The sequence below is a fragment of the Candidatus Paceibacterota bacterium genome, from assembly GCA_041661265.1.
GTDB lineage: Bacteria > Patescibacteriota > Minisyncoccia > JAHIHE01 > JAGLIN01 > JBAZUT01.
Genome location: JBAZUT010000001.1, coordinates 225,504 through 247,368, shown reverse-complemented (window position 1 = coordinate 247,368; position 21,865 = coordinate 225,504). Strand labels below are relative to the sequence as shown.

Genomic DNA, 21,865 nt, shown 5'->3' with positions numbered 1-21,865 from the left:
ACATAAATAATTTAACATATTATATCTAAATATCAAAAATTATGATCCGGATAGTCGTTCCATGGAAAAAATATCAAAGTTTTGTCCACATTGAAAACTTATCAATTCAGGGGATTTATTGTATAATAAATATATATAAACACCCTAAAATAAACATATGAACATTGATTTGTTCGCAGGTTTTAAAAGTTTTTTATCAGGAAAAAATAAAAGCAGGAAAAGGGCTTTTGCGATCCTGATGGCGCTGTTTGTCATCACGATCGCCGGAGCGCTTTTTTTGTTGCGCGGAAAACCGGAATCGGGTTATTCTATTCCCAAAGTGGAGTATGCCAATATATTCGCTTTGACCAGCGACAAGATATCCCAGAGCGCGAATATTGCCATTAACCTTCCGCCGAATCTGAAAGTTACGAAGGAAGAGGCGCAAAAAAGCGTCGAAATATTTCCGGCGGTGAAAGGAATTTGGATCGAGAGCGGAAGCCCCGATAAGATCGTATTCAGTCCGGAAAGATCCGAAATGAGGCTCGGGAGGTATTATTCGGTTCTGATGAAGATAGACGGAAAAACGATAGGAAGCGATTTCCTGGTCGTGGATGATCCGAAGGTTTTGACCGTATTCCCCAAAAAAGATTCCGAGACCAATGAAGAGTCGGAAATTACCGTGATGTTCAACAGACCAATGGTTCCGATCACAACACTCGATGTTCTTGAAAGTTTCGATATTCCGATCGAGATAACTCCGAAGACCGAAGGAAAGTTCAAATGGATCGGGACAAGGACGTTGCAATTCATTCCGACGGAGAGGCTCGTTCGCTCATCAAATTATGATGTAAAGGTCAGGCCGGAATTTTATTCGCTGGACGGTTTAAACATCGAAGGCTTTGAGAGTCAGTTCAAGACCAGAGTATTGAGGTATAACGGGATCTCCGAGGGGATTACGGTCTATAGCGATCCCGTGTCCATAGATTTCAATCAGCCGGTCGATCTCGCGAGGACGGCAGCGGAAATAAAGGTCATGGATCTAACCGACAACAAAGAGGCGGAATTCATCGCTGAATACGGATATGACAATGTCTATAATAAAGAGACGAAAAAATACGATCGCGTGATCAATCAATCGAGGGTATTCGTGTACAACAAGTTTGACCAGTTCGGACGCGAAAAGCTTTGGGATTTCAAAAATTCCTATCGGGTGTCGATCGCGCGCGCCTATCCCCAGGAAGGAGATATAAATCTTGAAGAGCCGAGGGAAGCTGTCATCCAGGTCACGGATATAATAAGCGGCATCAGCGCCACATCCGACAGGTCAAGTTTCACAACCCCGACATTTTTCGATTCGCAGGGAAAGCTCTGGATCGAGTTCTATGAAGATATCGACCTGACCAACAGCGTCATCGATGCCGACAAAAAGATCAGTATGAATTATGGCGAAAAGTGCAAAGAGGACGCTGATCAGGCGCTTGCTGATTCCGGCCAGGATTGCGAAAAAGAGACAGACCTGAAAAAAATATATTTCACTTTCGATTCTGCGAATATAAAGAATTATGATGTGTTGAAAATATATCTGAACGCAGTGAAGAACACAAGCGGCCTTGTTCTGAATAATTCTCCGATCATCGAAGACATAAATGTCATTCCTGATCTCAGGGTCCTGAGCACGGTGCCCGGTGATTGGGCCAATGGAACAAGCCTTAACGAATTTGTGATCTGCGCCAACAGTCCCATCAATTCCGTAAGCGCCGCAGATGCGGCTTCATATCTGAATATCTCTCCTGAATATGAATTCCGGAATTGGCAGAATCCTGTTCTTGTTCCTGAGCAGAATTGGGGTTATTACATCTGCAAGGCGGGGGAGTTTGAAACGAGGATCGGATATCGCCTCATGCCGGAAACCGATTATTCGGTCGAGATCAAGGCAGTTGATAATTTCTCGCGCGAAACGGTCGTGAAAAGAAATTTCAAAACAGGACCGATTCCCGAAGATTATCTGAATTTTTTCCATTATCAGCAGAATCACAATGTGACAACTCCCGACAAAACGAAGCTCACATATGCCGTTGAGAATATGGACTATGTGGATATGAATATCTGCGAAATAAGCGCGGAAACCATTCTTGATCATATGTCCGGACATGGTCTAAATTACACGAGCCCCACTCCAGGATCCATCTGCGATGACAGCATAAACAAGAAGATAACCCTGCCCAAAAAATATTGGATAAAGAACTATTTCAAGATCGACCTTGGCGATTATGTCTCAGATCCTATGGGACATTATATCCTGACCTTCTCAAATCCGAAATACAGGGAAAGATGGGGAGAGAACAGGATGGTCTATGAAAGAACATACCTCTCCGTCACCAATATGGGCATAGTGGAAAAGAAGGTTGAGGTTGATTCCGGAAACTATTACAGCAACAGCGATCTTACGGACGATCAGAAGAAGGGGCTCAAGAATGTCTATTGGGTGACTGATATGAAAACGCTTGGAGCGATCGAGGGCGCAAATATCCAGTTGTATTCTCAGATCAATAATTTGGCCCTGAAGAAAGAAAGTTCATTTGTGACGAACGGCCAGGGAATTGCGGAAATGGGAGCTGTAAGCAACCTCAGTGGAGCCATTGTGACAAAGGGAAGTGACAGTACTGTCATAACCGGAACGAGCTCCTATGACAAATTCCAATATGGTTCGACCGCCATGCAGTCGCAGAAAATATATATGTATACCGATCGGCCCATCTATAAACCGCTGGACGAGGTGAACATCAAAGGGCTTTACAGGCTGGGTTATGACGCGAATTATGAGATAATCAAAGACAGCAAGATGCCTTTCAAGATCTATAACAGCAAAGGCGAGGAAATATTCAACCAGGACCTGGATGTAAATGATTTTGGAACGTTCAATACGAAGATCATACTTGATGAAAAATCTCCGCTCGGAACTTATAGGATGGACGCCAAGGGGAGCAGCGCCTTTTTCGACGTGGAGGAATATGTTCCGGCTCCGTTCAAAGTTGACGTGATAAGCGACAAAGAGGAATATGTCTCTAAGGATACGATGAATCTGAACATTGATGCCAGTTATTATTTTGGCGCTCCCCTTGAAGGAGGGGAGGTTGAATATGAGCTTGCCAGCCAAGATTACTATTTCGACAGATATCAGGATGAATATTTCAACTTCGGCATGCCCTGGTATTATTGCTACTGGGATTGCAGTTATGGCAACAAATTCATCCTTCGAAGCAAGGCCAGCTTGGATCAGGCCGGAAAAGCGAAGATATCCTACAATCTGGACCTTGAGAAGATCTTCAAGGACGAAAAAAATACGAAAAGCAAAATAATCGTTGCGTATATCACGGTGAAGAACAGGAACGGCCAGTCCGTTTCGAGCCAGAAATCTTTCATTGTGCATAAAGGGGACTTCTATCTCGGAATAAGTGCGAGCGACTATTTTGTGGGAAAGAATCAGAGATTCGATGTGAAAGTGAAATCGGTGGATACCATGGGAAAGAATGTCCAGATCGGCGGCGTGAAATTGAAAGTGAGCAAAGTGGAATGGGTGCAGAACAAGAGGCAGGAAGTCGATGGAGGATATTATAACAATTGGGAAAGGAAACTTACTTCCGTGAGCGAACAGGAGATCGGTACGGATCAGAACGGAAACTGGAAGGATTCGCTGTCGCTTGCCGAGGAAGGGGAATATGAGCTTACGGTTTCGGGCCAGGATGCCAAGGGCAATTCGATCGAGAGCAATTACAACATGTATGTTTATGGGGAGGCGCAAGTCGATGTTAGGGTTTCGAATGACAATGCGCTCGAAATGATCACAGCAAAGAACAGTCTGAAGGTGGGCGACCAGGGCGAGATCGTCATCAAATCTCCTTATGAAAGGGCAAAGGTGCTTATAAGCATCGAAAGAGGAAAAATATTCGATTACAAAATAATCGATGTGAATCAGAACCTTTTCGACTATAAGTTCGACATTCTTCCGGAATATATTCCCAACTTCTTCGTGACCGCGATCCTCATTTCACCGGATCCGGAGGTAAGGTTCGCCAAGCTTGATTTTCAGGTGGACACCGAAAAGAAAGAATTGGATATATCGGCCAAGACCAACAAGACCGAATATCTTCCGGGCGAAGAAGTGACCATAGATTTTGAATCCAAGGACTTTGAGGGCAGGCCGGCTGAAACCGAATTTTCGGTTTCCGTTGCGGACCTCAGCGTTCTTGCTTTGAAGGGCAATCCGAAGAAGAATCCGGTAGTGTTCTTTTATGGAGGATTTCCGCTCACGATCTCAACCTCAAGCAGCATGAAAGATATATTGTATGAAGTGAATGTGCCGGGCGAGACCAAGGGCGGAGGCGGAGGAGAGCCGGAGGATCTTGCAAAGAAAAAAAGAGGCGAATTCAAAGATACGGCATTCTGGCAGGCAGTCGTTGTTACGGACGCCGATGGAAAGGCTCAGGTTAAGTTCAAATTACCGGACAATCTCACTTCGTGGCAGGTTGAATCCATCGGTATAACCAAAGATACGAAGCTTGGAGTGGGTTACAGCGAATTCACGAGCCGCAAAGACCTAATGGTGGTGCCTCTCAAGCCCCGTTTTGCGATCCCAGGAGATGAATTTATGATCGGCGCAAAGATCTTCAATCAGACGAATAATGCGCTGGATCTTTCTGTCAGCTTTTCCAGCGAAACGCTTGCGCTTAAAAATGATCAAAGTGTAAAGGATATAACGCTTGCCGCTAAAGAATCCAATACGATATATTTCAATGTAGCGGCATCTTCCGATAAACAGGATGGAACTCACACATTTACGCTGGCCGCCAAGAGTAAGGACTATGAGGATACCGTTGAGAATACGATCAAGGTGGCGAGAAACGAGACGTATGAAGCCACGGCTACGAGCGGATACTCCAAGGATCCGGAAGTCTTCGAGTTCTCATATCTCCCGGATAATGTGGTCAAGGACAGGGGAGAGATGACGATAAAGACGAGCGCGACCCTTGCAGTCTTCATTTCTGATGCCCTTAATTATCTTCTCGGCTATCCCTATGGATGCAGCGAGCAGGTTGCCAGCAAACTCGATTCTATCGCAGTGGTGAAGCGCGGGCTGAATCTCAAGAACATCGGGGACAAATTCAATCTCAAGAATATAGAATTCGATCAGAGGGAATATACGGTCGATGAAGTTGTTGATATTGGACTTTCAAGGCTCTATCTGAATCAGAAAGGCGACGGAAGCTTCGGCTATTATCCGGACAGCTTGCCTAATGTTTATCTGACTTTGCATGTTGCAAGTACCATAAAAAGTCTGAAGGATGCCGGCTATGCGGTAAACGAGGATAGTTTGAGGCGGTCCTTTAATTACATCAACAACAAGGTCAGCTATGATACGGATCTCCAGAAAGACAGAGATTTTATGATACTTGCCTTCGGCACTCTGACAAAACTTAGTGATTACGGGAAGATAAGCGACAATCTGACGAGTTATATCAAGGCGATAAATAACGATGACAAATATCTGAACGAAGAGATAAGCAACACTTCGCTTGTGACCCTGGCTTCCATTCTCGTTGAGAATGAGGCGGCATTCGGAAAAAATTATAAAGCGAAGGTCTTCAATATCCTGGAGAACAGGATCGATATCGATTCAAGGGGCGCTTTCCTTCCGCCTGCGAAGAATGTGACCTGGCAATATTATGCAACGCCGATCAAGGATACGGCGATGCTTCTCAAGGTCCTGGTCGAGGATAAGAAAGATAATGAGATCCTGGACCGTCTGATGAGATGGCTCCTCCGCTCGAGGAGCAAAGATGGAGCGTGGGGATCGACGAACAACACGCTTTCGGTGATCGATGCGTTTACGGATTATATAAATTGGCAGAAGGAGAATGAGTCCAATTTCGATCTTACGATCCTTCTGGATGGAGTTGAGAAGCAGTCATTCGGTTATACGCCTGAAACCGTTCTCAGCCAAAACAGCCTTGAAGTGCCTGTCGGTGAAATGAAATTCGGTTCGATCGGCAGCATATTGTTCCGGAAAAAGGACAACAATGAGTTGAATAATAATTTCTATTATGACATCTCGCTGAAATATTTTCTCCCCATCAATCAGATACCTCCTCGGGACGAGGGCTTCACGATCGAAAGGGATTTCTTTGCGATCGATGACAAGAAGAATGAGAATCCGATAAAAGAAGCGAAGGTCGGAGACGTTCTCAGGGGACATATAAAGCTCCTTGTTCCGGCACAAAGGAATTTTGTCTCTGTCGAGGATTTCATACCGGCAGGAACAGAGCTTGTCAATTTCAATCTGGCTACCGAGGATCAGTCTTTGATCGCAGAGGACGGGAACAATAACAGGGACAACTATTGGTGGGATTACTATAATGACGGCAAACTCCATCCGGATATGGTTGAATACAGGAATGACCGGCTATTCCTTTTCACTGAAGGATTAAGCGAGGGTGAATATGAGTACGACTATTATGTCAGGGTTCTGGTTCCCGGAAAGTTCCATCACCTCCCGGCCGTAGTTTCCGAAATGTATTTTCCGGAAAATTTCGGGCGTACAAGGGGAGATTACTTTGAAATAAAGTAGTGATCCGCAAAAAAAAACGTCAGGAACAGCTCCTGGCGTTTTTCGATGTTTACAAAATGTCCAAATAGTTCTATATTGTTATTCATAGCATAATAATTATCCAAAAAGATGAAAAATTATAAGAAGTTCTGGAAATTCGGAAAGAAAGAGTTCAATACCGAAATTTTCGATATCAACAAATCAGGAGAACTGATTATCAGGGAAGGGAACTACCAATATAACGCAATGGACCTTATAAAGCGTTTCGGAAGTCCGCTTGAGGTGACCTTTCCGTTTGTGATCGAGAGAAGGCTGAATAATCTGTTCGATGAGTTCAACCGGTACATAAAGTTCTATAACTATCATGGCCGGTTTCTTTATCACTATCCGATGAAAGTCAATCAGAACAAGGAGTTTGTTCTGCCGATCATCAGCGAAGGGGGAAATCTCGAAGTAAGCTCTGCGAATGAATTGTGGCTTGTGAAAAAATTGTGGGAACAGGATCAGTTCAGCTCCAAGATCAGGGTCATATGCAACGGTCCGAAAACGAAGGCATATCTGGGATTGATCTCCGATCTCAAATCGCGGGGACTTCACATCATTCCAATAATCGAAGACGAAGATGAATTGGCCTATTTTACTGATCCGAAGTGCGCGAAACTGGTGGGCGACCTTGGGATCAGGATAGACGTAGATGTGAAAGTGAAATCGAGATGGGATAAAAAATTCAATCGGTTCGGTTTTTCCGAATCGGAAATAACGAATGTCGGAAGGATAAAGAATCTGAAGATACTGCATTGCCATATCGGTTCGCAGATCGAAGAATCAAAGGATCTCGTGCTTCTCCTCAAAGGTATGATGGATCTGTATGTCAAGCTGAAAAAAGTCAACCCATCGCTTGATGCGGTTGATATCGGAGGAGGATTCGCAGTGCCTTATGAGAAAAAGAAAATGTATCCGACGGAGGGGGTCGTCAAGAATATAATCAAAACCTTGAGCGAGATATCCGCAAAGGAAAACATCGAGCCTCCGGATATTATCGTCGAGTGGGGGAGGTTCCTTGTCGCTCCGGCGCAGATCACCATCTTCAAAGTGATCCACCAGAAGAACATCGAAAAAGGGCCCGCGAAGAAATGGTATATAATAGACGGAAGTTTCATTAATGATCTTTCGGATACGTGGGCGATACATCAGAAGTGGCACGTGACTCCGGTCAATAACATGAACGCGAAAAAATTCAACAGAGTCTGGCTTGCGGGATCAAGCTGTGATTCCGATGACAAATATACTGCAGGCGGGCATTATGTCCTGCTTCCTGGTCTGGAAGAGGGTGATCCAAAAGAGCCGCAATATCTGGCTGTTTTCGATACGGGAGCCTATCAGGATGCGCTGAGTTCGCATCATTGTCTGCTCTCTTCTCCGGCCAAGGTCATTGCTCAGAACGGGATCCTGACGATGGCTCGAAAAAGAGAAACTCCGGAAGAGGTCGGGAGACAATTCGGATGGTAGTTTCCATGGACTGGATAATCAGAACATTCCGGATGTTTTTGACGATATGAAGCAGTTTAATTCATTGTTATTCTCAGGATTATATTTTAGCATATCGGCGCAAATTTCATTATCATTGTCCGGATATGAGTATTTTCAGGCATAATTCCAATGTTCGGAAAAATAAAACGATGATAGGACATCGGGATTTTATTTTAACTATAGCGGTTTTGCTGATATTGGCGGCAGTGGCGCTGACGATGATAGACCGCACTGATTTTTCTCCGGAACTACTCCCTCCTGAAGCCAATGCAATTTATCGTCAGGCCGGGCTGCCTATCGAAGACAGGGTAAATGATCTTCTCAGGAGAATGAGTCTGAGGGAAAAGATCGGACAGATGGCTTTGATGGAGAAGAATAGTGTAAAAGATAGCAATGATGTAACACAGTATGGCCTGGGCGCAATGCTGAGCGGCGGCGGAGGGAAACCAAAAGAAAACACGCCGGAAGGATGGCTTGAAATGGTGACTGAGCTGGAAAATGCGGCATTACAGACGCGCCTCGGCATACCGCTTTTATATGGCATTGACGCAAATCACGGCCATGGAAATGTTCCGGGCGCCGTAATATATCCTCACTTCATAGGTCTTGGCGCCGCTTCAGACCCGAAGCTGGTGAGCGAGATAGCCGGAGCGACAGCAGAGGAAGTTGGAGCTACGGGAGTGAATTGGATCTTTTCTCCCACTCTGGATATGCCGAAAGATTTCCGGTGGGGCAGAACCTATGAGGCTTTTTCAGACGATCCGTTATTGGTTGAAAATTTAAGCTCGGCGTTCATTACCGGATTGCAGACAAACCGCCAGGACGGTCTGATGATCCTGGCCACACCCAAGCACTATCTGGGAACAGGCGCGGCGCTTTGGGGCACTTCAACGAATAAAAAATTTAAGATAGATCAGGGAGCGACTCCTGCCGATGAAAATGCGCTACGGAAGGAGTATTTGCCTCCGTTCGCCTCAGCTGTGAACTCGGGTGCGCTGACGGTTATGGTCGGGCTGAACAGCTGGGGAGGTGAAAAGCTGGCGGCGAATGAATACTTGATCACAGACGTTCTGAAAAAAGAACTTGGCTTCAAGGGATTTGTCGTTTCCGACTGGTATGGCGTTTATGAGATTGTAAAAAATGACGATTATCGTTCGGCTGTTAGGGCGATAAATGCCGGAGTTGACATGGTTATGCTTCCCTTGGAATATAAGCCTTTCATCAGGAACGTGAACAAGGCGGTGGCAAGAGGCGAGATCAGTGAGGAGAGGATCAATGACGCCGTGAGCAGGATCTTGCGCGTAAAATTCGCGGCCGGACTGTTCGATCAAAAAGATGCTAAGCATGATCTGTCCGTTATCGGATCTGATGCTCATCGGGCGTTGGCAAGGACAGCCGTAAGTAAGTCGCTGGTTCTCCTGAAGAATGAAAACGGCTTATTGCCCCTCTCAAAAAATATCAATAAGATCCTTGTGTCCGGAAGCGGCGCCGATAATGTGGGACGGCAATGCGGCGGATGGACGGTGGAATGGCAGGGAATTGACGGCAATTGGCTTCCCGGATCAACTTCGATCCTGAAAGGAATAAAGGAGTCGGTGGCTTCGTCGACCGAGGTGGTTTTTGATGCTTCCGGGAATTTTGCGGGGGAGACGGGACAGGCTGAAATCGGCATTGCCGTGGTCAGTGAAAAACCTTATACGGAAGGCTGGGGAGATAATGCTAATCCGACCTTGGACAGATCCGATATCGACGCTATTAACAATCTTAGAAAGAAGAGCAAACGGGTGGTTGTGATCATCGTTTCGGGGCGCCCGCTCATTATTTCGGATCTGATAAGCGACTGGGATGCGCTGGTTGCCGCCTGGTTGCCCGGAAGCGAAGGAAGAGGCGTGGCTGATGTTATTTTTGGCGATGTGCCGTTCACGGGGAAGCTGCCCTTGCCATGGCCGAAAAATATTTCACAGGTCCCGATAGATTCCGATGGCAAAACATCGGATCAAGCGGCGCCTTTGTTTGTGAGAGGGTTCGGGCTTGGAGGGTAGTGTCGTCCGGGCTCGGATTCAACTTCGATCATCGTTGAAACATACTACAGGCGTGGTATTTTTTTTGAGACGAATACGTTCATTATTTATTATTGTGGAAAGCAAAAAGATCATGAGATGGAGAAATATGCAATTTGGACTTGAATATACTGGCCCGATTATGGGCGGAAAAAAGACAGAAAGGGTCTTTGAAGGAGACGGGGGTATTGCTTTGGATGGCTGTTGCGTATTACGATATGCTGTATTTTCTGAGCAATAACCCGTGTTTAAAGGCGAGAAAACAAAAAAAATGTCGTGTAGCATTTTCTTTTTTCAATGGCGGGGATGTGTTAGCGGATGGTTAACGAGGAAGCATTATCGGTCTTTTTCGAGGCGTATTGAAATGGATTCTTTTTTTTCACTTTCAGTGGATGCTGCCTCTATTTTGTATATTCCGTAATTTTGGGGAACAAATATGATTTCTTTCCCCGAACCGAGAAGCTCGTCATTTATATACCATTTGCTTTCCTCTTTCGACTTCAAGGGGATCTGCGTGTTATTTTCAAAAAGGAAAGTATCGTTATCGTGAGGGCTTGCGATCAATTTATATTTCATGAGCATCATCTTCTGCTTTTCATAGTCATCTCCGGCAAGTCCATATTCAATGAAATCGTTCTCGTAATAATCTTTGATGTATCTGAAATTAAAGGAAGTTTTTTTGTTATATGCGGAATTCATCATAAGCGACATGACCTCGTTCCAGACCGAACCCGCGCCGCTTTGTCCGGAAACATTATCCATGGGCGTGTTGTCGCTGTTTCCGACCCAGACGCCCACCAGAAAATCAGGAGTATAACCGATCGTCCAGCTGTCGTGAAACTCTCTTGATGTTCCGGTCTTGACCGCGTAATTATCATATGGAAGATTGAGGCTGCTTTTTATCCCGAACTGTTCTACGCCTGTTTTTCTGTCGCTGAGAACCTTGTTGATCAGCTGGACATAGCTCTCTTTGGAAATTGTTTTATTCAGGGAAAAATCGGTTTTGAGATTGTATTTGAAGTCGTTCTTATCTTTATATATTTTAAGCGGGTGCAATTGTCCTCCGCTTGGGAAGATCGTGAAATAGTAGGAGAGGCTAAGAAGGTCTGTTTCCAATTCTCCGAGGGCGATCCCAAGCTGATAATTCTCCATGTCCTGAACCGGTTTGAGCTGCAGATCGTCGAGCATGAATTTATAGAAATTATCCAGGCCCACGTCCTCCAGTACGATAACGGACGGGACATTCAAGCTGTTGGAAAGGGCATAGTGAAGGTTTACGATGCCGTGATATTGATAGTCATAGTTCTTGGGATAAAGGGGAAATCCCGACCCGATCATATACTTATATTCTTTGTCTTCGACCAGAGTGTAGGGCCTCAGTCCTTTTTCAAAAGCCTTCAGATAGATAAACGGTTTTATCGTTGATCCGATCGGCCTGGGCTCTTTTGCCATATTTATCTGATAGCCGTAATCTCCAAATCTTGGATCCGGAGAACCGATGACCGAAAGAAGTTCGTTTTCAGGAAGTTTTATGACGACCACTGCGCCGTTCGTAACTTTTTTGTCGCTGGAGGAGAGAAGATTTCTCTTCAGGATCTCCCTGACCTTGTCGCTTAGGCTGCCGTCGATCGTAAGGTTGCAGCTGTCGGCGCAATCGACCCCCAAAGATTCCATTTCGAAGCGATTCGTCCCGTTCACGTAATCATTGAACTGTTTTCGCTTTGCTGCGATTTCTTCCGTTGTCAGCGGCTCGATGTTTTGAGTTTCTATTTTCAGATATCCCGCCAGATCATTGGAGGAAGATGCGTTTTCAACCAGGAACGGATTATTGATGGATGGCCCGCTTATCGTCGAGATCAGCTGAAGGGTCTGTTCCTTGCTAAGCATGCCGGGGGAAAGGCCGAAATAGAGCCTGCTGGCCTCGTTTATGCCCTGGGCTTTGTTTCCAAAATAGACGGTATTTGCATACATTTCCAATATGTCATCCTTGCTGAGGTTGATCTCCATGCTGAGAGCATATATGGATTCCGTGATCTTATTCTTCAGACTGCGGTCATTTTCGTTTTTGAGAAGTATTTTTGCAAGCTGCTGGGTGAGCGTGCTGGAGGCAAGATTTTTCTTTCCCGACAAATAATTGAAAGCGGCCCTGAAGCTGCTGATGGGGTTTATTCCCCGGTGATAATAGAAATATTTATCTTCTTTTCCGATAAGGTATCCCTTGAAATTATCCGGAACATCTTCGGAATATTCGGCGAAATAACCGGACGGGTTCTCTTTTATCAGGATCTTTCCCGAATTTCTATCCGCCATTATCTCCGATTGTCCATTTTTGTATATTGAAACGATATTATCGCTGAGTTTCCGGCTCGATATGAAAAAGATCGCCATGGAAAGCAAAGCTGGCAGTAGCAGGATCATTATGAATTTTTTGATCATTGACATATTTCGGTGTGGCTATATAATATCTCAAAGGATCGGATTATGTCGGATGCGATAGTATGAAAGATGAAAATTCGGAAAATACAAATGACACAAAAGACAGTGATAAAGGCAAAAAAAATAAAAAGAAGGAGGAGATAAATAAAAAAAGAGAATTATTCGATTTTTTGGATCGAAGATAAAATAAAGGCGTTAAGCCTTTTTATTTTTTTCAGAACCTGTCTTTCGGACAGGCCGGACGGCGGGATGAGCAAGCTTTTTGTGTTGTGGAAATTTTCCGCGCATCAATGCTTCAAAAATAAATACCGGGATGCGATATCGGCAAGCCGCAATTTACGTCGGATATTTATTCGTCCCTGTCTTTAAAGATAAATCTGTCCTTCTCTCTCGCCGCTTCATAAAGATCAACGATGGCCCTTCTCGTGATTACGGGGTGAGGGATAGACGTGAGGTCGAATTTTGTATGTTCCGATGCTGTTTGTATATGAACATCTCCGAATCCGAACATCGTTTGGGGCATTCCCTTCACTTCGCTTGTAATATCCTGAATCCTTTTCAAGTCCAATTCAGAGACCACTCTCGAGAAGAACCCTACCTGTTCGATGTCGATAAGTCTTTGGTCTGTTATTATCCATATATCAAGATAATAGTCGGTCCAGATGACAAAGGCTACGATCCAGATGAATCCGTAATATATAAGACAGAGCAGGACGAACATCCTGTCATAGGGATATTCATAAAAGGCCGGCAGCATGTTCGGGACCGCCAACAGATAGAAAATAATCGGCATTGCGGCCATGACGAAAAGATAGGCAAAATAAGAAACTAAAATGAGAACATGCCTTCTTATGATAAGCTTTATCGTTTCTCCGTTTCTTTGTCCCGGGAAGGAATAGCCTTCAAACGATTCTGCTTTGTTGCTATTGCTCATAATTTTCTCCATTTAAAATTTTACTTGATCTTGAAAAAAAATCCTCGGCGCTTCCGGCATTCCAGTCTATCGAAAGGAACACGATAACTATCATAATTGTGATCAGAATAAGGACGGCGGTGAATTTATAAGCAGTATTTTTTGTTTGATCTCCCGTTAATCCATAGGCCCGCAGATGGTAGAATACAAGGTAGCCCAGGATGAAATATATCCCTAGCGGCATAAGGACAAATACAATTCCGTTGATAATAAAATTTGTCATGCTGTTTTGTGAGCTGGATTAAAGCAGAGCATTTTGTTTGTCTTCCGGCATCTCTATTCCCAGATGTTCATATGCCAGTTTGGTAACTCTTCTTCCCCTGGGCGTTCTCATGATAAAACCGAGTTTCAGCAGATACGGTTCGTAGACATTTTCTATGGTGTCTTCATTTTCCGAGATGCTGGCCGCAAGCGTGGACAGGCCTACGGGGCTGTTATCGAATTTGTTGATTATTATTTCAAGTATTTTTCTGTCTGTCGGGTCTAGTCCGTAACGGTCTATCTCCAGATGCTTCAATGTTTCGACCGTGGACTTTTCATCTATGATCCCGTCTCCTTTGACTTGGGCATAATCCCTGACTCTTCGCAGGAGCCTGTTGGCGATCCTTGGTGTCTGTCTTGAACTCGATGCAATGATCTCAGCTGAAATGTCGTCGATCTCAATGTCCAGGATCTTGCATGAGCGGGTGATTATCTTTTTTATCTCATTGTTCTCATAATAATCCAGTCTATGGGTCAGTCCGAAACGATTCAGGAGGGGAGAAGAGATGAGGTCGATTCTGGTTGTTGCGCCGATCAGCGTGAATTTCGGAAGATCCAGTCTGATAGTTCTTGCTGAAGGTCCTTTGCCGATTATTATGTCCAGCGCGTAATCTTCCATTGCAGGATAGAGCACCTCCTCGATCAATTTGTTGAGGCGATGGATCTCGTCTATGAAAAGAATGTCACCGTCCTCCATGTTGGTCAGGATCGCTCCTATATCACCGACTTTTTCGACTGACGGGCCGGATGTGATCTTTATGTTCTTTCCCATTTCGTTCGCGACAAGGTGGGAAAGCGTTGTTTTTCCAAGGCCGCTCGGTCCGTGGAATAGGATATGATCGATCGGCTCGTTCCTTTTCTTGGCCGCCCTTATCGAGATGTCGATGTTATCCTTGATCTTCTGCTGGCCGATAAATTCGTCCAATTTCGAAGGCCTAAGCGTATATTCGAATTTTTTGTCATCATCTTTTTCGATTGGATCTGTAATTTCCATGTATTTATAACGTTTATATATAATAGAGCCGGAGCTTTTTAAAAGGGCTCTTTTAGCATCACCGCATATAGCCATTATAGCCAAAATACAGGGTATTGACAACTATTCGAATGTCTGCTAATATTCAATGTTAACTCGAATAGTGCTTTATTTTACAAAAAGTTCGGTAACTTGTAGGTAGTCGGGGCAATTGTCCCAGATTTGGGTAGTCTGGTTTTTGCTGGTCTATTCCTCGGTAATTTCTCCAGTCTTAATTTTATTTTAAATTGAGAACCTAGCTGCCTACAAATTATTGAGCTTTTTTGTTTTGTTTGACCGTTTTAATCAATCTGTTATGATTCCTTCCAGAGGTGAGGCACATTGAAAGAAGGTGAAAATAAGTTCAGTCATATCCGGGACAGCGGCTTGAAGTGGGCATTGGAAAGGACAGATCGTCAGCTTGAGTTCGAAAAAACAGTTATTTTCAAGCTCTGCGCCATTGTTTTTATCGTCGCCATATTGTGTGCGCTTTCCACGATCTTTATCGGAAGGACCCGGTTGGGATTCGGCGTCGGATTTATTTCGATCCTGCTTCTTGGAGCGGTTTCGATCATATGGCTGGCATATGTGGATCTGGTGCCATTTATAAGGAGGACATACGCTTCTTGTCGCAGGAGATATTTATCAAAAAAAGTTAAATAGCCCGGCGATTTTTTTTATGTCTTCGATATGCTATACTGATATCAGTTAAAAAATATCATGATATCGGCAAAAGAACTTAAATACAAGATAAATAAGAGATTATTTTTGGCGGCATTGCTGGTTTTTTTGCTATTGGCCGTATTCCAAAGATGGACGGAAGGATTTGCAAACGGCTATATCAATGAAGGCAACTCGAAGCTGGCAGGTTCGGATTACAACGGAGCTCTTAGGGACTATTATTACGCCGACAAGCTTGATGATGGCAGAGAAATTTCCTATCTTTCAAAGATCAGAAGAGGGGAGATATTTTTTAAATTTGGAAAATTAGATGAGGCTGAAAAAGAATTTACGCAGGCCATAATAGAAGAAAAGAGAAGATATGAAGCATATGGGCTTTTGGGAAGCCTGTATTATAAGAAAAAAGATCTTGATAGGGCTATAAGTTTTTATAATAATGCCATTCAATATAATGATGGTCCGAAAACTAAATTGGATCTTGGCATAAAGAGGTCCAAGGTTTTCATGGCCAAGGGGGAAATGGATATTGCCGGAAACATCCTGAGAAGTCTCTATTCGGAAATTCCGGAGGGCAAGGGCAACGAGGAATTGTTGTATAATGTTGGTCTTCTTGAGTTCGATAGGAACATATCCCCAAACTCATATTTGGATGAGATCAGGTCTTCCGATGAATACGGGTGGAAGGTCAGGGAGATAGACAATTTTATCGGAAAATATAACAGCAAATATAATAACGGTTTTAGCGATATTATGGCGGCTTCTCTTTACAACTCTTTGCAGGAACCTTACCTCGCTATAAACAGGGCCCAAAAAGCGGTCACTTCCGACGAGTCATACAGAGACGCATGGATCATGCTCGGAAAATCGCATTTTATGACCGAAGATTACGCATCCTCGCTGGATGATCTGGCGAGAGCACTTAAGCTTGACGGTCATAATGGAGAAACGTTTTTCTGGCTGGGCAGCGTATTCAGGAAAATAGGCAACGAGAGAATGGCAAGCGAATATTTCGGGAAGTACGAAGCTTTTAAGTAATCATATATAATAGCACAAAAAACCCCCGCTGTGGCGGGGTATTTTTGATAGGGGATATTATAATTCTTTATTCATCAGTTCCTTTTTGCTGAAAATTTCTCCGGTGACCCTTCTTATTTCTTCGAGCGAAGTTACGCCATTCAGCGCTTTCAGTATCCCGTCTTCTTTCATGGTTATCATTCCGTCTTTTCGAGCCGCTTCAAGCATTTGAGATGACGATGTATCGCCCAAGATGATCTTTTCTATGCCGGGCGACATGCCGAACATTTCATATATTCCGATTCGTCCTGAATATCCGATGAAGTTGCACTTTGCGCATCCTCTGCTCCTGTAGAGAACCTTGATTTCCGTCGGAATGCCCAAGCCGTCATTTTTTGGGATCTGGTCGATTATTTCCTTGACCTTGTCTATTGTTTCTTGGGCAGGTACATATTCTTCTTTGCAGTGCGTGCAGAGTTTTCTGACGAGTCTCTGGGCGATTATCGCGTTTATGGACGGTGCGATCAAGGCGGGATTCACTTTGAGATGGAGAAGCCTTGGAATCGCGCCGGCAGCGCTGTTCGTGTGTAGCGTCGAGAGCACCAGATGTCCGGTTAGAGCGGCCTGAACGGCAGTTTCGGCAGTTTCGGCATCTCTGATCTCTCCGACCATTATGATATCAGGGTCTTGCCTGACGACCGATCTCAGGCCCTCGGCAAATGTTATCTGCATATTTTCTCCGACCTCGGTCTGGGTTATGCCTTCCACTTTATATTCCACCGGATTTTCCAGAGTTATGATCTTTTCACTCGGCTCATTGAGGCGATGTATCATGGCGTATAGCGTCGTGGTTTTTCCGCTTCCGGTCGGTCCGGTAGTGAGGACCATTCCATTCGGTTTCAGCATTTGTTCTTCGATGAACTCGAGATAATATTGATTGAAGCCAAGCTCATCCAGTTTCAGGCCTATAGAGCTTTCCGAGAGAAGCCTCATTACGATGCTTTCTCCGAAACTGGTGGGGAGGATCGAGGCCCTGATGTTGACAGTAGTATTTTCAAGTTCGATGCTGAAATGTCCATCCTGGGGGACATCTGACACGTTTAATTTCATTTTTGAAAGCATTTTTAGCCTGGAAACTATGGTTTTATGGACTTGTTTCGGCAAATTGATTATATCCTGGAGCACGCCATCGATCCTATACCGCAATCTTATCTGATTCTCTTGCGGTTCTATATGCACGTCGCTTGCCTTGGTCTTTATGGCTCCTGCCATGACTATATTAAAAACTTCAGTCGTGTGTATTTCGGCTATCCTTTTTTTCAGTTCAATGAGATTGTTTATGCCTTTTTCGAATTCCGTGAGATCTTCCTGTTTCAATGACATTCCCTGGTTTTCGTAGGTTTCGGAGACGCTGCCCTTGCCATAGCTTGACCATGCCTTGTTCAGGCTGTCGCTGGAGACAATGACCAGGCTGTAGTTTATGCCTTCATCTTTTTTTATTTTTTCCAGAAGCTTTTTCGTTTCGTAATTTTCGGGATCCGTTACGGCAACCTGATATTTCTTGCCGACCTTATAGATCACTGCAAGGTTCGCTTTTTTTGCTTCTTCCTCGGATATCGCATTAACTGCATCGTCCGTAACCGGGATCAGGCTCAAATCAACATATGGCAGTTTGAATCTGGTGGCGACTCCATTCGCTTTTTCTTCCTCGCTCTTGTGGTATAGCCGCTTAAGGGTTTCTTCTTGTATCTTATCTTTGACCTTTGTGCTTTCTGCGGATGTACCGTCTTGTTTGGTTGTGTGCTGCATATGATTGAACGATAAATGGTTATCTGTCTTCATTTTACTTTATTGAGAAAAAAATGACAAATAAAAAATACCCCGCCACGAGGCCGGATACCGATATGATAATAGTTTGGAAGCGGATCTATCCTTTCAGGCCATCGGCCCAGTCCTTGATATTTTTCAATGTTTCTTTTTCCGCATTCTCTATGAGCTGTTCCTTGCTGGCAAATACGATCTGTCCATTGTCAACTTCTCCGCCAAACGATCTGGCGAGGGAGTCTATGGGGGCTTTTTCCGAAAAATTTATAATTCCCTTTATCGCATTGTTCTGCTTAAAAAGAACAAAAAGAAGACTGAACTCCGGAGAACTGCTGCCGAGTTCTTTTATCGCTGTCCGCAGGTTTTCCAATTGCGCGTCGTCGGACGCGAACTCTTCATTGATGACGGACCATCCGAGTTTGTATTGGCTGTTGTATTTCAAATTGGACATGACCTTGCCCATCAGTTTCAGGAGTGAAATGGATTTCGTCTTATATAGGAATCTGGTTATATTCTGTTTATTCGCCCCGAATGAAACAAGCGATGCGGCCGCCAGGAATGCTTTTGGCGTCGTATTTTTGTTCTGGAAGCTTTCTGTTTCGGAGATGATTCCCGCAAGCAGATTTGTCGATATGTTTTCGTCAAATAGTTTTTCGTCGATGGATGATATCAGGTTGAAAATTATTTCCGAACTGGATGAAACCGTGACATCCACAAGGTTTATTTTTCCGAAATATTCATTTGACGGATTGTGATCTATATTAACAACCGGAGCTTCATAAAAGAGCTCCGAATTGTCATCATAGATAGTTCCCAGGTTCTCAAGATCTCCCGTTCCAACGACGATAATGAGGTCATATTTGAATCTTGCAGACTCGATCGATATGTTGTTTTCTTTCAATTCTCCGCTTTTTGCAGTGATATAGATCCTCAGTTTCTTTTCACTGACCTCGTATCTGAGCTGTTGCAGCTTCTCTTTATCTATGTCCAAAGAAAGGACATAGTCCTTTGCGCCTTCCAGTTTGTGAGTGATGAGGTTCGCAGACGGAAGGAACAGATATTTGCTCACTATTCCGGTGGGGCTTACTATATCGGTTTTCTTCCCGAGTTTCTTCAGGGCCAAATAAAAACCCAAGGCAGCGCCTAGGGCATCACCATTCGGGTTTTTGCTGGTACATATCAAAATGGTCTCGCTCTTGTTGATCTGGTCTATTATTTGTTCTTTTGGTGAAAGCGCCATAGCGTTAATTAGAGGTATTATATCGGTTGATTAAACATTCTAACAGCATATTTTTCGGGTGTCAATAGCCATTTGTGTCTAAATCTAAACATTCTATTACATCGGCAAGCATTCGTCAAGGGGGTGCGGATTTTGCGAGGATTTGCGTATGCCCAGGCTGCAGATTGATATATTCATTGAGGAAGTGATATAATTAGCATAGCCACAAATATCCGTTTAACGGGATGATTATGGCTGAGTTACGGAATAAATCTATTGAAAAAGATTATGAAAAGAAAAATCGTTTTCTCGGAAAGTCCGGCAGATACGCGGGTCCTGGCGAAGATCCTTCTTCGCGGATGGCTTGAGGCGAACAAGAAAAAAAACTCCAATTGGCTCATCTGCCTTTCGGGGGAACTTGGTTCCGGGAAAACTGCATTTACGAAATCGCTTGCCGAAGAACTTGGAGTCGGGGGGATCGTAAACAGTCCGACTTTTGTGATAATGAAAAAATATTCCTCAAAAAAGAATAAGAAATATACGCTTTATCATTTTGATTGCTATAGGATTCGGGAGGCGAAGGAAGTCTCGGATCTCGGTTTTGAAGAGATATTGCATGGAGAAAACAATATAGTCATCATTGAATGGCCCGAAAAGATCAAAGAAGCATTGCCCAGAAAAAGATTGAATTTGAAATTCGAGGTCGTTGACGAAAACACCAGGAGAATCGAACTTTCATAATGAAACTGAGACAAATGATATTATTTTTATTGTATCAGCATGCCGACATGTTAAAATGCTAATAGGTTAAAATGATTTTTTATGATCACAAAAGCATATCTTGACGGGAGATTAAGCGACCTTGAAGAAAAGCTGGAAAAGAGGATCGATATTAAGATCAGTCAGGCTGTTCAAAAAAGGGAATCCGAAGTAGCGAAACTGAAGGACGATCTCAAGGTGCTGGAAGAAAAAAAAGTTGATGGAAGCCTGCTCGATGAGATCGGGTCACTGAAGGGGAGAATTGAAAGGCTGGAAGGTTCTGTTCCGGGAGCAGGGGCAGTGCGGGAGTCTAAGGAAGAATTGAAAGAGAGCAAAGAAGAGCCTGACACGATAACTCCGGACGAAATTTGAATCGGGAGTCATTGACAAGGACCCGATGTTTTGATAATTTTACATTACTTAAGGGCGACTTAAGAGGATGTGATTTGATTGCACGAAATTAATAAGATAGATGAAAATATTTCATTTCCGGAGGCTATCGGGCTTGTTGTCCGGATAAGAGATGGAGAATTAACTCTTGCTTCCCTAAGAAAAGAGGCGTCCGACGGGCTGATCTTCCTGATTAAGGATAAACTGGGCTGGATAGCTGCGCCAGGCGAAGACTCCAAGATCGAGATTTCCGCCAAAGTGCAGGAATATGTCACCGAATACCGGTCGATGATCGTTTTGGAAAACATAAAGAACAGAATGGAGATCGGGAACAACAGAAAGGGGATGAAAAAGTCTGACTTCGAGAACAATGCTCCTCCTGGCACAGTTGATTTCCTGATCAATAATAGCCTTGTTAAAATCGTGGAATATCCGGCTGAGCAAATTATTCACATGACAGACAAGGGTGAGCTTGAACTGAAGGAGTATTTCAAAAAAGAATATAATAAAAAAGAGGAATAGGATTTCCTCATTTTTTTTGGATATGAAAAAAGTAATAAGGTGGTTTTCTCATTCTTTGAGAAGGTCTTATTACTTGTTTGGTTTAGCCATATATGGCTAGACTGTTCGTCTCCTCGATGTTTTCTTGGAGATCTTTCTTGGCTGCTGTGTTGGCAGCAACAACTTCTTCTGCTTCCGTTGCAGCTTCCTCTCTTGCTTTCCTGAGCTGCTCGATCTGTTCTAGCAGAGCTTTTTCTGCCTGTTCTTCCGCAGTTGTTATCTGGGTATTTGCCGTGCTTAGCTCAGAGACCTCTTTGGTCATCATGGCAACTTCCTTCTGGATGTCTGCTTTAACAGTGTTTTCGACGTCGAGAATGTTAAGCATTGCAGTTACTGTGTCAATGCTCACTTTCTTGCCATCTTCCAATGCTTCTTGCAGTAGCCGGGCTTCTTTTAAGCCAAATTTCTTTCCAAACAACAGTTCCAATAGTCTTGATATTACATTGCTCATATACATTTCCTCCGTAATTTTTCATATACAATTGCTTAATCCCAATTTCCTAGGATTCGGGATTAAACCGCTACTATGCATAGATTTATAGCAGCTTTATAGCTCGTT

At 43.9% G+C, this 21,865-nt stretch carries 16 protein-coding genes; 9 read left to right on the top strand and 7 right to left on the bottom strand.

Going from position 1 to position 21,865, the window contains the following annotated elements:
- Window positions 1-157 precede the first annotated feature (157 nt).
- The 3 genes from WC788_01275 to WC788_01265 all read left to right on the top strand — a co-directional run bounded on the left by WC788_01275 (window position 158) and on the right by WC788_01265 (window position 10,158).
- Window positions 158-6,607 (top strand): alpha-2-macroglobulin family protein, encoded by a 6,450-nt coding sequence (locus WC788_01275; GenBank protein ID MFA6096241.1) that lies wholly within the window; start codon window positions 158-160, stop codon window positions 6,605-6,607.
- Between the two features lie 108 nt (window positions 6,608-6,715).
- Window positions 6,716-8,095, top strand: coding sequence for a hypothetical protein (locus tag WC788_01270; GenBank protein ID MFA6096240.1), 1,380 nt, complete (start codon window positions 6,716-6,718; stop codon window positions 8,093-8,095).
- 170 nt (window positions 8,096-8,265) lie between these two features.
- Window positions 8,266-10,158, top strand: a complete 1,893-nt coding sequence (locus tag WC788_01265) for a glycoside hydrolase family 3 protein (GenBank protein MFA6096239.1) — start codon at window positions 8,266-8,268, stop codon at window positions 10,156-10,158.
- A gap of 354 nt (window positions 10,159-10,512) precedes the next feature.
- On the opposite strand, the gene WC788_01260 is transcribed toward WC788_01265, so the two are convergent.
- Entirely contained in the window at window positions 10,513-12,618 is a 2,106-nt protein-coding gene (locus WC788_01260; protein MFA6096238.1) for a transglycosylase domain-containing protein, read from the bottom strand.
- A gap of 56 nt (window positions 12,619-12,674) precedes the next feature.
- Here WC788_01260 and WC788_01255 point away from each other — a divergent pair, with 56 nt between their 5' ends.
- Window positions 12,675-12,797, top strand: coding sequence for a hypothetical protein (locus WC788_01255; protein ID MFA6096237.1), 123 nt, complete (start codon window positions 12,675-12,677; stop codon window positions 12,795-12,797).
- Window positions 12,798-12,961: 164 nt separating this feature from the next.
- Here WC788_01255 and WC788_01250 read toward each other — a convergent pair whose 3' ends face one another.
- Genes WC788_01250 through ruvB form a run of 3 tightly spaced genes read right to left on the bottom strand, consistent with a single transcriptional unit; the run spans window position 12,962 to window position 14,840 of the window.
- Complete coding sequence (locus WC788_01250; protein MFA6096236.1) at window positions 12,962-13,546, bottom strand: PH domain-containing protein; 585 nt, start codon at window positions 13,544-13,546, stop codon at window positions 12,962-12,964.
- Window positions 13,536-13,808 carry a hypothetical protein gene (locus WC788_01245; GenBank protein ID MFA6096235.1) on the bottom strand — a complete coding sequence of 91 codons (273 nt, stop codon included), beginning with the start codon at window positions 13,806-13,808 and terminating at the stop codon, window positions 13,536-13,538. The genes WC788_01250 and WC788_01245 overlap by 11 nt, the downstream gene beginning before the upstream one ends.
- 18 nt (window positions 13,809-13,826) lie before the next feature.
- A complete protein-coding gene (ruvB, locus tag WC788_01240) occupies window positions 13,827-14,840 on the bottom strand; it encodes a Holliday junction branch migration DNA helicase RuvB (GenBank protein MFA6096234.1) in 1,014 nt (337 codons plus the stop codon).
- Between the two features lie 360 nt (window positions 14,841-15,200).
- Between ruvB and WC788_01235 the strand changes: the two genes are divergently transcribed.
- Window positions 15,201-15,521: a hypothetical protein gene (locus WC788_01235; protein MFA6096233.1), complete on the top strand. Its 321-nt coding sequence runs from the start codon at window positions 15,201-15,203 to the stop codon at window positions 15,519-15,521.
- A 57-nt stretch (window positions 15,522-15,578) separates the two neighbouring features.
- On the top strand, window positions 15,579-16,574 hold the full coding sequence (locus WC788_01230) for a tetratricopeptide repeat protein (protein ID MFA6096232.1): 996 nt from the start codon (window positions 15,579-15,581) through the stop codon (window positions 16,572-16,574).
- Between the two features lie 57 nt (window positions 16,575-16,631).
- Here the strand turns inward: WC788_01230 and WC788_01225 are convergent, their stop codons facing one another.
- Both WC788_01225 and WC788_01220 read right to left on the bottom strand, forming a co-directional pair.
- Window positions 16,632-18,395 (bottom strand): GspE/PulE family protein, encoded by a 1,764-nt coding sequence (locus WC788_01225; GenBank protein MFA6096231.1) that lies wholly within the window; start codon window positions 18,393-18,395, stop codon window positions 16,632-16,634.
- Between the two features lie 85 nt (window positions 18,396-18,480).
- Window positions 18,481-19,617 carry a DHH family phosphoesterase gene (locus WC788_01220; GenBank protein ID MFA6096230.1) on the bottom strand — a complete coding sequence of 379 codons (1,137 nt, stop codon included), beginning with the start codon at window positions 19,615-19,617 and terminating at the stop codon, window positions 18,481-18,483.
- A gap of 267 nt (window positions 19,618-19,884) precedes the next feature.
- Between WC788_01220 and tsaE the strand changes: the two genes are divergently transcribed.
- The 3 genes from tsaE to WC788_01205 all read left to right on the top strand — a co-directional run bounded on the left by tsaE (window position 19,885) and on the right by WC788_01205 (window position 21,267).
- Entirely contained in the window at window positions 19,885-20,337 is a 453-nt protein-coding gene (gene tsaE, locus WC788_01215) for a tRNA (adenosine(37)-N6)-threonylcarbamoyltransferase complex ATPase subunit type 1 TsaE (GenBank protein MFA6096229.1), read from the top strand.
- 81 nt (window positions 20,338-20,418) lie between these two features.
- Window positions 20,419-20,727, top strand: a complete 309-nt coding sequence (locus tag WC788_01210) for a hypothetical protein (GenBank protein MFA6096228.1) — start codon at window positions 20,419-20,421, stop codon at window positions 20,725-20,727.
- A gap of 78 nt (window positions 20,728-20,805) precedes the next feature.
- On the top strand, window positions 20,806-21,267 hold the full coding sequence (locus WC788_01205) for a hypothetical protein (protein MFA6096227.1): 462 nt from the start codon (window positions 20,806-20,808) through the stop codon (window positions 21,265-21,267).
- A gap of 82 nt (window positions 21,268-21,349) precedes the next feature.
- Here WC788_01205 and WC788_01200 read toward each other — a convergent pair whose 3' ends face one another.
- Window positions 21,350-21,757, bottom strand: coding sequence for a hypothetical protein (locus WC788_01200; GenBank protein MFA6096226.1), 408 nt, complete (start codon window positions 21,755-21,757; stop codon window positions 21,350-21,352).
- Window positions 21,758-21,865 lie beyond the last annotated feature (108 nt).